This is a genomic window from Pseudomonas sp. CAU 1711 (assembly GCF_039888625.1).
Classification (GTDB): Bacteria; Pseudomonadota; Gammaproteobacteria; order Pseudomonadales; family Pseudomonadaceae; genus Aquipseudomonas.
In genome coordinates this window covers 97,642-109,912 of record NZ_JBDQQT010000008.1, presented here as the reverse complement: position 1 = coordinate 109,912, position 12,271 = coordinate 97,642, and the positions used below count along the sequence as shown (strand labels likewise).

General features: G+C 66.2%; 10 protein-coding genes. 6 read left to right on the top strand and 4 right to left on the bottom strand.

The features are described from left to right. Positions 1-2 precede the first annotated feature (2 nt). From hisS to AAFN46_RS10920, 6 genes are all read left to right on the top strand, one after another. Positions 3-1,289: a histidine--tRNA ligase gene (hisS, locus tag AAFN46_RS10945; protein WP_347808722.1), complete on the top strand. Its 1,287-nt coding sequence runs from the start codon at positions 3-5 to the stop codon at positions 1,287-1,289. A gap of 36 nt (positions 1,290-1,325) precedes the next feature. Further along, the gene (locus AAFN46_RS10940; RefSeq protein WP_347808721.1) at positions 1,326-1,961 is read left to right on the top strand and encodes a tetratricopeptide repeat protein; all 636 of its coding nucleotides are present in this window, start codon (positions 1,326-1,328) and stop codon (positions 1,959-1,961) included. Beyond that, positions 1,954-3,105 (top strand): outer membrane protein assembly factor BamB, encoded by a 1,152-nt coding sequence (bamB, locus tag AAFN46_RS10935; protein ID WP_347808821.1) that lies wholly within the window; start codon positions 1,954-1,956, stop codon positions 3,103-3,105. Before AAFN46_RS10940 ends, bamB begins: the two co-directional genes overlap by 8 nt. A gap of 149 nt (positions 3,106-3,254) precedes the next feature. Beyond that, positions 3,255-4,742: a ribosome biogenesis GTPase Der gene (der, locus tag AAFN46_RS10930; RefSeq protein ID WP_347808720.1), complete on the top strand. Its 1,488-nt coding sequence runs from the start codon at positions 3,255-3,257 to the stop codon at positions 4,740-4,742. Between the two features lie 95 nt (positions 4,743-4,837). Continuing rightward, positions 4,838-5,986, top strand: a complete 1,149-nt coding sequence (locus AAFN46_RS10925) for a pyridoxal phosphate-dependent aminotransferase (RefSeq protein ID WP_347808719.1) — start codon at positions 4,838-4,840, stop codon at positions 5,984-5,986. Positions 5,987-6,066: 80 nt separating this feature from the next. Beyond that, positions 6,067-6,849: an amidohydrolase gene (locus tag AAFN46_RS10920; protein ID WP_347808718.1), complete on the top strand. Its 783-nt coding sequence runs from the start codon at positions 6,067-6,069 to the stop codon at positions 6,847-6,849. A 1-nt stretch (position 6,850) separates the two neighbouring features. Here AAFN46_RS10920 and AAFN46_RS10915 read toward each other — a convergent pair whose 3' ends face one another. The 4 genes from AAFN46_RS10915 to AAFN46_RS10900 form a co-directional block, all read right to left on the bottom strand. Next, positions 6,851-7,597, bottom strand: coding sequence for an ABC transporter substrate-binding protein (locus AAFN46_RS10915; RefSeq protein WP_347808717.1), 747 nt, complete (start codon positions 7,595-7,597; stop codon positions 6,851-6,853). 96 nt (positions 7,598-7,693) lie between these two features. Then, on the bottom strand, positions 7,694-9,370 hold the full coding sequence (leuA, locus tag AAFN46_RS10910; protein ID WP_347808716.1) for a 2-isopropylmalate synthase: 1,677 nt from the start codon (positions 9,368-9,370) through the stop codon (positions 7,694-7,696). Positions 9,371-9,638: 268 nt separating this feature from the next. Further along, positions 9,639-11,324 (bottom strand): flagellinolysin, encoded by a 1,686-nt coding sequence (locus AAFN46_RS10905; protein ID WP_347808715.1) that lies wholly within the window; start codon positions 11,322-11,324, stop codon positions 9,639-9,641. A gap of 110 nt (positions 11,325-11,434) precedes the next feature. Beyond that, entirely contained in the window at positions 11,435-12,256 is an 822-nt protein-coding gene (locus tag AAFN46_RS10900; RefSeq protein WP_347808714.1) for a peptidoglycan DD-metalloendopeptidase family protein, read from the bottom strand. Positions 12,257-12,271: the final 15 nt, after the last annotated feature.

Below are 12,271 nucleotides of genomic sequence, written 5' to 3'. Positions count from 1 at the left end.
CAGTGAGCAAGTCCCTGCAAGCCATCCGTGGCATGAACGACATCCTGCCGGAGCAGACCCCTGCCTGGCGCTACCTGGAAGGCACCCTGGCCGAGTTGCTGGCGGCCTATGGCTACCAGGAAATCCGCCTGCCCATCCTCGAGTTCACCGAGCTGTTCGCTCGCGGTATCGGCGAGGGCACCGACGTGGTCGACAAGGAGATGTACACCTTCCTCGATCGCAACGCGGAGTCCCTGACCCTGCGTCCGGAGGGCACCGCCGGCTGCGTGCGCGCCGTGCTCGAGCACGGTCTGTCCGGTGGCGGCCAGGTGCAGAAGCTGTGGTATGCCGGTCCCATGTTCCGCTACGAGAAGCCGCAGAAGGGCCGCTACCGCCAGTTCCACCAGATCGGCGTGGAAGCCTTCAACCTGCCCGGCCCGGACGTCGACGCCGAGCAGATCGTGCTGACCTGGCGCCTGTGGCAGAAGCTCGGCCTGGCCGACTCCGTGACCCTGCAGCTCAACAGCCTGGGCTCCAGCGAGGCGCGCGCGGCCTATCGCGATGCCCTGGTGACCTATCTCAACGAGCGCTTCGACCGGCTCGACGAGGACAGCCAGCGCCGCCTGACCACCAATCCGCTGCGCATCCTCGATAGCAAGAGCGCCGAGACCCAGGCCCTGCTGGCCGATGCGCCGACCCTGGCCGACTACCTGGACGAGGAGTCCCGCCTGCACTTCGAGGGCGTCAAGGCGCGCCTGGACGCCGTGGGCATCCGCTACGAGATCAACCACAAGCTAGTCCGTGGCCTCGATTACTACAACCGTACCGTGTTCGAGTGGGTCACCGACAAGCTCGGTGCCCAGGGCACCGTGTGCGCCGGCGGCCGTTACGACGGCCTGGTCGGTCAGCTGGGCGGTAAGCCGACGCCGGGCGTGGGCTTCGCCATGGGCGTCGAGCGCCTGGTCCTGCTGCTGGAGACCCTGGAGCTGCTGCCGGCCGAGCTCAATGCCCCGGCCGACCTCTACCTGTGCGCCTTCGGCGAAGCCGCCGAGCTGGCCGGACTGGGGCTGGCCGAGCGCCTGCGCGATGCCATGCCGGGCTTGCGCCTGCTGGTCAATGCCGGCGGCGGCAGCTTCAAGAGTCAGTTCAAGAAGGCCGACAAGAGCGGCGCGCGCTTCGCCCTGATCCTGGGTGAGGACGAACTGGCCGGCCGCGTGGTAGGTTGCAAACCCCTGCGCGACGACGCCGAGCAACAGACCATTGCCTGGGATGCGCTGCCCGCGCATCTCGCCGCCTGCCTGCAGGTCTGAGAATCAAGCGAATTTTAAGGAGTTATCCGGGTGAGCATGACCGAAGAAGAACAGATTGCGCAGATCAAGGAGTGGTGGCAGCGCAACGGCAAGCCCCTGCTGACCGGTGGCGCGCTGGCCCTGGCCCTGGTGTTTGGCTGGCAGGCCTGGCAGCAGCATCAGAGCAACCAGGCCCAGGAGGCATCGCTGCTGTACCAGCAATTGCTGGAGACCAGCCTGACCCCCAGCGGCCAGCCGGATGCCGGCAAGGTCGTCGAACTGGCCGGCAAGCTGAAGAAGGAGCACGCCGGCACGGCCTATGCCCAGTACGCCAGCCTGTTCGTCGCCAAGGTGGCGGTGGAGTCCGGCAAGCTGGACGATGCGGTGGCCGAACTCAAGCCGCTGCTGGACAAACCGGCCGACGCCACCATCGACGAGCTGGCGCGTCAGCGTCTGGCCCGCGTGCTGGCCGCCCAGGACAAGGCCGAGGAAGGCCTCGGGCTGCTCGACGGCGAGGCCGCCAAGGCCTGGCTGGCCAGCCGCGAAGAACTCAAGGGCGATCTGCTGGTGCAACTCGGTCGTAGCGACGAGGCGCATGCCGCCTACCAGAAGGCCAAGGATGCCCTGGCCGAAGATGCCGCCGTGGGCGGCCTGCAGATGAAACTCGATGACCTGGCTAAAGGGGATGCCTGACGTGATGCGCTGGAAGAATGCCGCCGTGCTGGCCCTGGCCGTGATGGCCGTGGGGTGCAGCAGCAACAGCAAGAAGGAACTGCCGCCGAACGAGTTGCCGAAGATCCAGGAGGAGGTGCGCCTGGAGGCCCAGTGGAGCCGCTCCATCGGCGATGGCCAGGGCGAGCTCTACAACATGCTGACCCCGGCCGTCGAGGGTGAGCGCCTGTACGCTGCCGCCGCCAACGGCGAGGTGATGGCTCTGGATCGCCTGACCGGCAAAGTGATTTGGGAAACCGAGCTGGACCTGCCGATCTCCGGCGGTGTCGGTGCCGGCTACGGCCTGGTGCTGGTCGGCACCCTCAAGGGCGAGGTGGTGGCCCTGGACGCCAGCAGCGGCGAAGAGAAGTGGCGCTCGCGCGTCACCAGTGAGGTGCTGTCCGCTCCTGCCACCAATGGCGATGTCGTCGTGGTGCAGACCCAGGACGACCGCCTGATCGCCTTCGACGCCAGCAGCGGCGAGCAGCGCTGGATCTTCGAGAACAGCCCGGCCGTACTGACCCTGCGCGGTACCAGCAGCCCGGTGGTGACCAACCGCCTGGTGGTCGCCGGCCTGTCCAGCGGCAAGCTGCTGGCGCTGGACGCCAGTCGCGGCATCCCGGTGTGGGAGCAGCGCGTGGCCATCCCGCAGGGGCGTTCCGAGCTGGAGCGGGTGGTTGATATCGACGGCAACCTGCTGCTGTCCGGCGGCAACCTCTACGTGGTGACCTACCAGGGCAAGGTCGCGGCCTTCGACTTGGACAGCGGTCGTCCGCTGTGGAATCGCGATGCCTCCAGCTATGTGGGCCTGGCCCAGGGCTTCGGCAGCGTCTACGTGAGCCTGGCCAATGGCGCCGTGGAAGGTGTCGACGAGAACTCCACCTCCGCGCTGTGGAGCAACGATGCCCTGCTGCGTCGCCAGCTGTCCGCGCCGGAAGTGTTCTCCAGCTATGTGGCGGTCGGCGACTTCGAAGGCTACCTGCATCTGCTCAGCCAGGTGGACGGCCACTTCGTCGGTCGCGAGAAGATCGACGGCGACGGCCTGCGCACCCGCCCGCTGGTGGTCGGCGACTGGATCTACGCCTACGGCAACAGCGGCAAGCTGGTCGGCCTGACCATCCGGTAGGATGGCTAGAGTCGCAGGCGAAACCCAGCATCGGCCGCACAGCGCTGGGTTTCGCTAGGCTCTACCCAGCCTGCGGAAGAATGAGTTCGGCCGCTGCCGTTTGACGGTAGCGGCCTTTGTGTTTTTTAGATTTCTTGCTGGAGGAGCCAATGGTTCCGGTAATCGCCCTGGTGGGCCGCCCCAATGTCGGCAAGTCGACGCTGTTCAACCGCCTGACCAAGACCCGCGACGCGATCGTGGCCGAGTACGCCGGCCTGACCCGCGACCGCCAGTACGGCGAGGCCAAGTGGCAGGGGCGTACCTATATCGTCATCGATACCGGCGGCATCTCCGGCGACGAGGAAGGTATCGATGCGAAGATGGCCGAGCAGTCGCTGCAGGCCATCGAGGAGGCCGATGCCGTGCTGTTCATGGTCGACTCGCGCGCGGGGATGACCGCCGCCGACCAGATGATCGCCGAGCACCTGCGCAAGCGGAACAAGCGCAGCTTCCTGGTCGCCAACAAGGTCGACACCGTCGACCCGGATATCGCCCGCGCCGAGTTCAGCCCGCTGGGCCTGGGCGACGCCCTGCCGATCGCCGCCGCTCACGGCCGCGGCATCAGCCAGATGCTGGAAGCCGCGCTGGGCATCTTCCCCAAGGACAATGCCGAAGAAGTGCTCGAAGGCGAGGAGGGCGAGGCCGAGGAAGTGGTTGCCGAGGGTCAGGAGGCCAAGCGCATCCCCGGCCCGAGCGAGAAGGACGGCATCAAGATCGCCATCATCGGCCGCCCCAACGTCGGCAAGTCGACCCTGGTCAACCGCATGCTCGGCGAGGAGCGGGTGATCGTCTACGATCAGGCCGGCACCACCCGCGACAGCATCTATATCCCCTTCGAGCGCGACGAAGAGAAGTACACCCTGATCGACACCGCCGGCGTGCGCCGTCGCGGCAAGATCTTCGAGGCCGTCGAGAAGTTCTCGGTGGTCAAGACCCTGCAGGCCATCCAGGACGCCAACGTGGTGATCTTCGTGATGGACGCCCGCGAAGGCGTGGTCGAGCACGACCTCAACCTGCTCGGCTTCGTGCTGGAGACCGGTCGCGCGCTGGTCATCGCCCTGAACAAGTGGGACGGCATGGAGCAGGGCGAGAAGGACTACGTGAAGACCGAACTGGAGCGCCGGCTGATGTTCGTCGACTGGGCGGATATCCACTTCATTTCCGCCAAGCACGGCACCGGCGTCGGCCACCTGTACAAGTCGGTACAGACCGCCTTCAAGGCCGCCGTCACTCGCTGGCCGACCAACCGCCTGACGCAGATCCTCGAGGACTGCGTGCAGGAGCACCAGCCGCCGACCGTCAACGGCCGCCGCATCAAGCTGCGTTATGCCCACCTGGGCGGCGCCAACCCACCGCTGATCGTGATCCACGGCAACCAGGTGGACGCGGTGCCGAAGACCTACACCCGCTACCTGGAGAACACCTATCGGCGCGTGCTCAAGCTGGTCGGCACGCCGATCCGCATCGAGTACAAGGGCGGCGAGAACCCCTACGAGGGCAAGAAGAACAAGCTCACCGAGCGCCAGGTCAACCGCAAGCGCCGCCTGATGAGCCACCACAAGAAGGCCGAGAAGAAGCGCAAGGACAAGAAAAGATAGCCATAAGCGGCAAGCCTCAAGCTGCAAGTGAAGCCGGGCCGCTTTTGCGTGCGGCTTGAAGCTTGTAGCTTGCAGCTTTCCCCGAGGACGTCCCGATGCTCGCCAGCAAGCTGCCGCATGTCGGCACCACCATCTTCACCCGCATGTCCCAGCTGGCCGCCGAGGTCGGTGCCCTCAACCTGTCCCAGGGCTTTCCCGATTTCGACGGCCCGCAGGCCCTGCGCGAGGCGGTGGCGCGCCATGTGCTGGAGGGACGCAACCAGTACTGCCCGATGACCGGCCTGCCGGCCCTGCGCCAGCAGGTGGCGGCCAAGCTCTCGCGCAGCTATGGCGTGCAGCGCGATGCCGACAGCGAGATCACCATCACCCCCGGCGCCACCGAGGCGATCTTCTGTGCGGTGCAGGCGCTGATCCACCCGGGCGACGAGGCCATCGTCCTCGACCCCTGCTACGACAGCTACGAGCCCTCGGTGGAGCTGGCCGGCGGCCGCTGCGTGCATGTGCCGCTGGCCCTGCCGGACTTCGCCGTGGACTGGCAGCGCCTGGCCGATGCGATCGGCCCGCGTACCCGGCTGATCTTCCTCAACTCGCCGCACAACCCCAGCGGCGCGCTGCTGACCCGTAGCGACCTCGACCGCCTGGCGGCGCTGATCCGTGGCCGCGATATCCATATCGTCAGCGACGAGGTCTACGAGCACCTGATCTACGACGGCGTGCGGCATGCCAGCGTGCTGGCCCATGAAGAGCTCTATGCCCGGGCCTTCGTGGTCAGCTCCTTCGGCAAGACCTACCACGTCACCGGCTGGAAGACCGGCTACGTGGTGGCGCCGCCTGCGCTCACCGCCGAGCTGCGCAAGATCCACCAGTACGTCAACTTCTGCGGGGTGACCCCGCTGCAGCATGCCCTGGCCGACTTTATGGCCGCATGCCCACAACATGTGGAGGAGCTGCCGACCTTCTACCAGGCCAAGCGCGACCTGTTCTGCGACCTGCTGGCCGGCTCGCGCTTCGGCTTCACCCGCGCGCCCGGTACCTACTTCCAGCTGGCCGACTACTCGGCGATCCGCCCGGATCTGGACGATGTGGCCATGGCCGAATGGCTGACCCGCGAACACGGCGTGGCGGCCATTCCGGTCTCGGTGTTCTACCAGCAGCCTCCGGCCGAGATGCGCCTGGTGCGTTTCTGCTTCGCCAAGCGCGAGGAGACGCTGCGCCAGGCCGCCGCCAAACTCTGCGCGGTGTAGGGTGGATAACCGCGAAGCGTTATCCACCGAGTTCTGGTGGATGTGAAAAACGACATCCACCCTACGGCGAGTGATATGAGATGAGCGACAAACCCGACCTCGAGCTGGCGTTGATCCAGAGCGAACTGGACTGGCACGACCCGGCCGCCAACCGCGCGCGCTTCGAGCCCTTGCTTACGCAGGCGCGCGGCGCCGACCTGGTGGTGCTGCCGGAGATGTTCAGCACCGGCTTCTCCATGCACTCGGCCGAACTGGCCGAGCCCGAGGACGGCCCGACCACGGCCTGGCTGCGCGAGCAGGCCCGGCGCATCGGCGCGGTGGTCACCGGCAGCCTGATCATCCGTGCCGCCGATGACAGCTATCGCAACCGCCTGTTGTGGGCGCGTCCGGACGCTTCGCTGGCGCACTACGACAAGCGCCACCTGTTTCGCATGGCCGGCGAGCACAAGCACTACGCGGCGGGCGAGGAGCAGGTGGTGCTGGAGCTCAAGGGTTGGCGGGTGCGCCCGTTGATCTGCTACGACCTGCGCTTCCCGGTGTGGAGCCGCGACGCCGGCGGCACCGACCTGCTGCTCTACACCGCCAACTGGCCGGCCGCGCGGCGCCAGCACTGGAACCGCCTGCTGCCGGCGCGGGCCATCGAGAACCTGTGCTATGTCGCGGCGGTCAACCGCATCGGCCAGGACGGCAAGGGCCACGCCTACGCGGGCGACAGCCAGGTGCTGGATTTCCAGGGCGAGCCCCTGCTGGCGCCGGGCGATGCCGCCGGGGTATTTCGCGTGCGTCTGTCGAGCGGCGAACTGACGGCCTACCGCGAACGTTTTCCGGCCCATCTGGATGCAGATGGATTCCGCCTGAGCTAGTTCAGGGTTGCTTCAGATAGCTGTCGTAGATGGCCTGGTAGCGGCCACTGGCCTTGAGCTCCTGCAGGCCGGCGTTGAAGTCGTCGCGGATATTCTCCGAGCGGAACACCGGTCGGTAGTTCAGCGGGTCTTCCTCGACGAACTCGTGGAAATCCACCGATTTGGCCTTGAACAGGGAAGTGCGGCCGAGTAGCTGCTCGAAGTACTGGTAGATGCTCTGGTCGCTCAGCACCACGTCGTAGCGGCCCTTGTTCAGGCCAAGGACTTGCAGCTCCTGATTGTTCTGCTCGAAGTAGAGCCCGGCGGCCTGGCTGGCGGCCAGCCATTCAGGGTAGCGTTTGGCCGCTCCCTGGAAGGCGACGATGCTCAGGCCGCGCAGGTCGGCCGGTTCGGTGATTTTCAGGCGGCGCCCCTTCAGGGTGACGAAGACATTGTGGTAGAGCACGGCCGGGTCGCCGTAATGGGCGCCCGCGCTGCTGAGATCCTGGCCGAGGTCGGTCATCGCCGCGTCCACCTCGGCCTGGCGAAAGGCCAGCGGCACTCGGGCGAGTGGGTAGTAGCGCGGTTTCAGCCGATGGCCGCGAAAGGCCAGGGCCTCGCCTATGACCTCCAGCTCGATGCCGCTGTCGCTTTCGGGAAAGCAGTAGGGTGGAATCTTCTCGCCGAAGGCCATCACCACATCCTCTGCCAGTGCCGACCCGGTAAAGGCCAGGAGCAGGGAGAACAGCAGGGGGCGCAGTGAGGGCATGGCGTGGGCTCCACGGGGTGGGCTTGTTCTGAGTCTAGAGCAGCATCCGCTCGGGCGAGCAAAAAGAAGGGGAGCTCTCGCTCCCCTTCATTCGGCTCAGGCCGCCGAGGCCTTTTCCTGTTCCTGGCTCAGGGCACGGTTGAGTGCGCTGAACAGGGCGCGGAAGGTCGCGGTGGTGAGGTTTTCGTCGACGCCGATGCCGTGCAGCGGGCGGCCGCCGTTCAGGCGTACCTCGATATAGGCCGCGGCCTGGGCATTGGTGCCGGCGCCGATGGCGTGCTCGTGGTAGTCCATGATCTCGATGCTCTGCGGCAGCGCGGCGACCAGCGCCTCCAGCGGGCCCTTGCCGGTGCCGTGCTTGCGGCGCAGTTCGCCGTCGCAGGTGACGTCGACGTCCACGGTGCAGATGCCGTTCTCCTCCTGCAGGCGATGGCTCTTCAGCGCGTAGGGGCTGTCGGCCTGCAGGTACTCGCTTTCCAGCAGCCGGTAGATCTGCTGGGCGGTCATCTCCAGGCCGAGACGATCGGTCTCGCGCTGTACCACCTGGCTGAACTCGATCTGCAGGCGGCGCGGCAGGCTGATGCCGTATTCCTGCTCGAGCAGGAAGGTGATGCCGCCCTTGCCGGACTGGCTGTTCACGCGAATGACGGCTTCATAGTCGCGGCCTATATCGGCCGGGTCGATCGGCAGGTAGGGCACTTCCCACAGCGTATCGTCCTTCTGCTGGGCGAAGCCCTTGCGGATGGCGTCCTGGTGCGAGCCGGAGAAGGCGGTGTGGACCAGGTCGCCGACATAGGGATGACGCGGGTGCACCGGAATCTGGTTGCAGTCCTCGACCACCTTGCGCACGGCGTCGATGTCGGAGAAGTCGAGCTTGGGGTCCACGCCCTGGGTGTACATGTTCAGCGCCATGGTCACCAGGCACAGGTTGCCGGTGCGCTCGCCGTTGCCGAACAGGCAGCCTTCCACGCGGTCGGCGCCGGCCATCAGCGCCAGCTCCGAGGCGGCCACGCCGGTGCCGCGGTCGTTATGGGTGTGCAGGCTGATGATCAGGCTGTCGCGCTTGTCCACGTGACGGCAGAACCACTCGATCTGGTCGGCATAGTGGTTCGGCGTGGCGCACTCGACGGTGGCCGGCAGGTTGAGGATCAGGCGTTGGCTCGGGGTCGGCTGGAACACCTCGATCACCGCGTTGCACACCTCGACGGCGAAGTCGGTCTCGGTGCTGCTGAACACCTCGGGCGAATACTCGAAGCCCCACCGGGTCTCGGGAGCGGCATCGGCCAGGCGCTTGATGGTCTTGCCGGCGGCCACGGCGATGGCCTTGACGCCGGCCTTGTCCTGGTTGAAGACGATCTTGCGGAAGCTCGGCGCGGTGGCGTTGTAGTAGTGGACGATGGCCTTCTTGGCGCCCTTGAGCGACTCGAAGGTACGCTCGATGAGGTCGTCGCGGGCCTGGGTCAGCACCTGGATGGTCACGTCGTCGGGGATATGGCCGCCTTCGATCAGTTCGCGCACGAAGTCGAAGTCGGTCTGCGAGGCTGACGGGAAGCCTACTTCGATCTCCTTCAGGCCCACGGCCAGCAGGCACTTGAAGAAGCGCATCTTCTTCTCGGCATCCATCGGTTCGATCAGCGACTGGTTGCCGTCGCGCAGGTCGGTGGACAGCCAGATCGGTGCCTGGTCGATGGCCTTGTCCGGCCAGGTGCGGTCGGGCAGGGCAATCGGCGTGAAGGGGCGGTACTTCTTCGATGGGTCTTTGAGCATGGTCATGGGCGAAATCCTGAAGGCGAGGCTTGGCGAGGTTGGCGCGAATCAAAGGGGCGGGCTTTAGCCACGCAGTCGCGGTGCAACCAGGCGCTGGCAGGCGTGCTGCCTGCGAAGAATGAGGGTGTGAGCTGTATGCATGCCGATTACCCTACTGGTCAAGGGTAATTATGGCAATGCCTGCAGATAAAACGCTATGAAATAGCTATTTTCTTGCCGTGAGGGTGAATTGTTGCGTGTTGTCGGCTTTTTGTGGCGGCTGATTGCTTGGCGATCAGGACAGCAGGCTGAGCACTGCCTGGGGCCGTTGGTTGGCCTGGGCCAGGACGCTTTGCGCGGCCTGCTGAATGATCTGCTTGGACACCAGAGTGCTGGTCTCGCTGGCGAAGTCGGTGTCGAGAATGCGCGAGCGGCTGGCGGAGGCGTTCTCGGCGATGCTCTGCAGGTTCTCGATGGTGGATTGCAGGCGGTTCTGCACGGCGCCCATATAGGCGCGCTGACGATCGATGTAGGCCAGCGCATCGTCGATGTCCATCACCGCCAGGCCGGGTAGGTCGACCAGGTCCAGGCGGCTCAGGGCCAGGCTGTCGGCGCTGAAGGAGCTGATGCCGATCCGGATGGTTTCGTAGGCTTCGGCGCCGACCTGGAAGTGGGTCTGGGCATTGCCGCCGACGCCGTTCGGGTTGAACAGCTCCGGCTCGTCGAGGGCGAAGCCCTGCGAGCCGGGCAGGCCGGTTCCCCGGTTGGGCAGCACGCTCTCGGCGGTCAGTTCGTTGCCGCCGTCGGCATCCAGGCCGCCGATGGCGCCGGTATCGGCGTTGGTCAGGTTCATGCCTGCGACAAAGGCCGAAGCGTCGGCATTGAACTGGGCGTCGAAGTCGGCCAGGCTGGAAAAGGCTCCTTTGCTGGCGTTGGTGAGCGCCTGATCGAGCGTCGAGCCAGCATTGGCGTTCAGGTAGCCCATGATGTCCTTGATGCCCTTGCCACCGGCCGCCTTGACGCTGTCGTGCATATAGCGAATGGCCGCATAGCCGGCGGAGTAGCCGGCCGAACCACTGACATCGTCGGCGTTGTAGGCGGCCAGGATGGCGGTGACGTCGGTGCCGCCTGCGGTGTCGGCGAACAGGCGCTCGTCGGCGCCATGCACCGCCTCGGCCGCGCCTTCGATGAACCAGCTGGTCAGGCCCGTCGCGAAGTTCATGGTGCGGCCCATTACCGCGTGAGCCATCTCGTGGGCTATCACCCTGTCGGTGTACTGCGCCGGGTTGGTGCCGCCGTTGGGGAGGGTCGCGGCGTCGAAGTAGGCCAGGTTGACGTCCAGTACCTGATTCAGCACGCGGCCGCTGGCGTCCGCCCCGCTGTAGGACACCGATGCCAGGGCGGTGCTACTGCTGTCATTGCTGAGGGTGATTTCCAGCTTGCTGCCGCCGGCGCGCAGGCCGTAGGCGTCGAAGACGCGCTGCTCGCCTTCGCTGATCCAGAAGCCCTTGAGCGAGTTGAGCACGGCACGCTGGTCGAGGTCTCCGAGCACCGAGTAGCTGCCCTGGTCGAACACCTTGCGTCCGGCGAAGGTGGTGGTCTCGTTGACCCGGTTGATCTCCTGCAGCAGTTGCTGGGCTTCCTGGTCGAGGGCCTGGCGCTCGCTGAGGCCGTTGGAGCCGTTCATCGCCTGCAGGCCGAGCGCGCGGATGCGCTGCAGGGCGTCGGTGACGCTTTGCAGCGCACCTTCCGCTACCTGCAGCAGCGAAATACCATCGTTGGCATTCCGTATCGCCACGTTCAGACCCCGCACCTGCGAGGTCAGTCGATTGGAAATCTGCAGCCCGGCGGCATCGTCCTTGGCGCTATTGATCCGCTGCCCGGTGGACAGGCGTTGCAGCGCCGTATTGAGGCCCGTGCTGTTGCTTTCCAGTTGGCGACGCGTGAATGACGACGAGATGTTGGTATTGACCGTCAGCATCCAGTCGGCTCACACAAATTGGCCGGACGGCAGTCCGGCTTCACTGGATAGATCGGCTCGGCAGGAAGTGGCTTGAGCGGCTGGGGAGGGAACCCGACGAACGGTAAGGTTCAGGGCCGGAACTGGCCGATGAAGATCGCCGGGTCGACGCGCGCGTCGTTGAGGCTGAGGTTCCAGTGCAGGTGCGGTCCGGTGGCGCGGCCGGTGGCGCCGACCTTGCCCAGCACGGCGCCGCGTGGCAGCTCGTCGGCGGGCTTCACGCTCACCGCCGACAGGTGGCAGAACATGCTGATCAGCCCCTGGCCGTGGTCGACGAACACCGTCTTGCCGTTGAAGAAGTAGTCGCCGATCAGTATCACCCGGCCGGCGGCCGGCGCCTTGATCGGCGTGCCGGCGCCCACGGCGAAGTCCAGCCCGGAGTGCGGGTTGCGTTCCTCGCCGTTGAAGAAGCGGCGCAGGCCGAAGGGCGAGGACAGCGGGCCGTCGACCGGCTTGTCGAGCAGCAGGTTGCTCGGCTGGCGCGGGCTGAACTGGCGGTAGGCGGCGCTCTGTTCGGCCAGTTCGCGCTCGATGCGCTTGAGATTGGCCGGGCTCGGATTGACCTGTTCCTGGTTGTTCAGGGTGATGCGCTGCTCGCGGTAATGCCTGGCGCCGACGCGAAAGTTCAGGGCGCGGCCATCCGCCTCGATGCGCTGCTCGCCCGGCGCCACGGTCAGCGGGATGCCGACTATGGCGATCCAGCGCCGGCCATCCTCCTTGATCACCAGCACCGGTTTGCCCTGGTAGCGAACCTGCGGCGCATCCTGGCCGTCGCCCAGGTCGAGCACGGCGACGCCGCCGGGCACCGGCTTGTTCAGCAGGCGGGTGATAAAGCCCTCGGCCTGGGCAGGCAGGGCGAGGCAAAGCAGGGTGAACAGGCAGACGAGGCGCATGGGCTATCCATGTGG

Excerpts from the sequence above, each read along its gene's own strand:
- leuA (WP_347808716.1), bottom strand. The coding sequence starts at position 9,370 with ATGACCATGCTCAAAGACCCATCGAAGAAGTACCGCCCCTTCACGCCG.
- der (WP_347808720.1), top strand. The coding sequence starts at position 3,255 with ATGGTTCCGGTAATCGCCCTGGTGGGCCGCCCCAATGTCGGCAAGTCG.
- AAFN46_RS10900 (WP_347808714.1), bottom strand. The coding sequence starts at position 12,256 with ATGCGCCTCGTCTGCCTGTTCACCCTGCTTTGCCTCGCCCTGCCTGCC.
- AAFN46_RS10940 (WP_347808721.1), top strand. The coding sequence starts at position 1,326 with ATGACCGAAGAAGAACAGATTGCGCAGATCAAGGAGTGGTGGCAGCGC.
- AAFN46_RS10905 (WP_347808715.1), bottom strand. The coding sequence starts at position 11,324 with ATGCTGACGGTCAATACCAACATCTCGTCGTCATTCACGCGTCGCCAA.
- AAFN46_RS10915 (WP_347808717.1), bottom strand. The coding sequence starts at position 7,597 with ATGCCCTCACTGCGCCCCCTGCTGTTCTCCCTGCTCCTGGCCTTTACC.
- AAFN46_RS10925 (WP_347808719.1), top strand. The coding sequence starts at position 4,838 with ATGCTCGCCAGCAAGCTGCCGCATGTCGGCACCACCATCTTCACCCGC.
- AAFN46_RS10920 (WP_347808718.1), top strand. The coding sequence starts at position 6,067 with ATGAGCGACAAACCCGACCTCGAGCTGGCGTTGATCCAGAGCGAACTG.
- bamB (WP_347808821.1), top strand. The coding sequence starts at position 1,954 with ATGCCTGACGTGATGCGCTGGAAGAATGCCGCCGTGCTGGCCCTGGCC.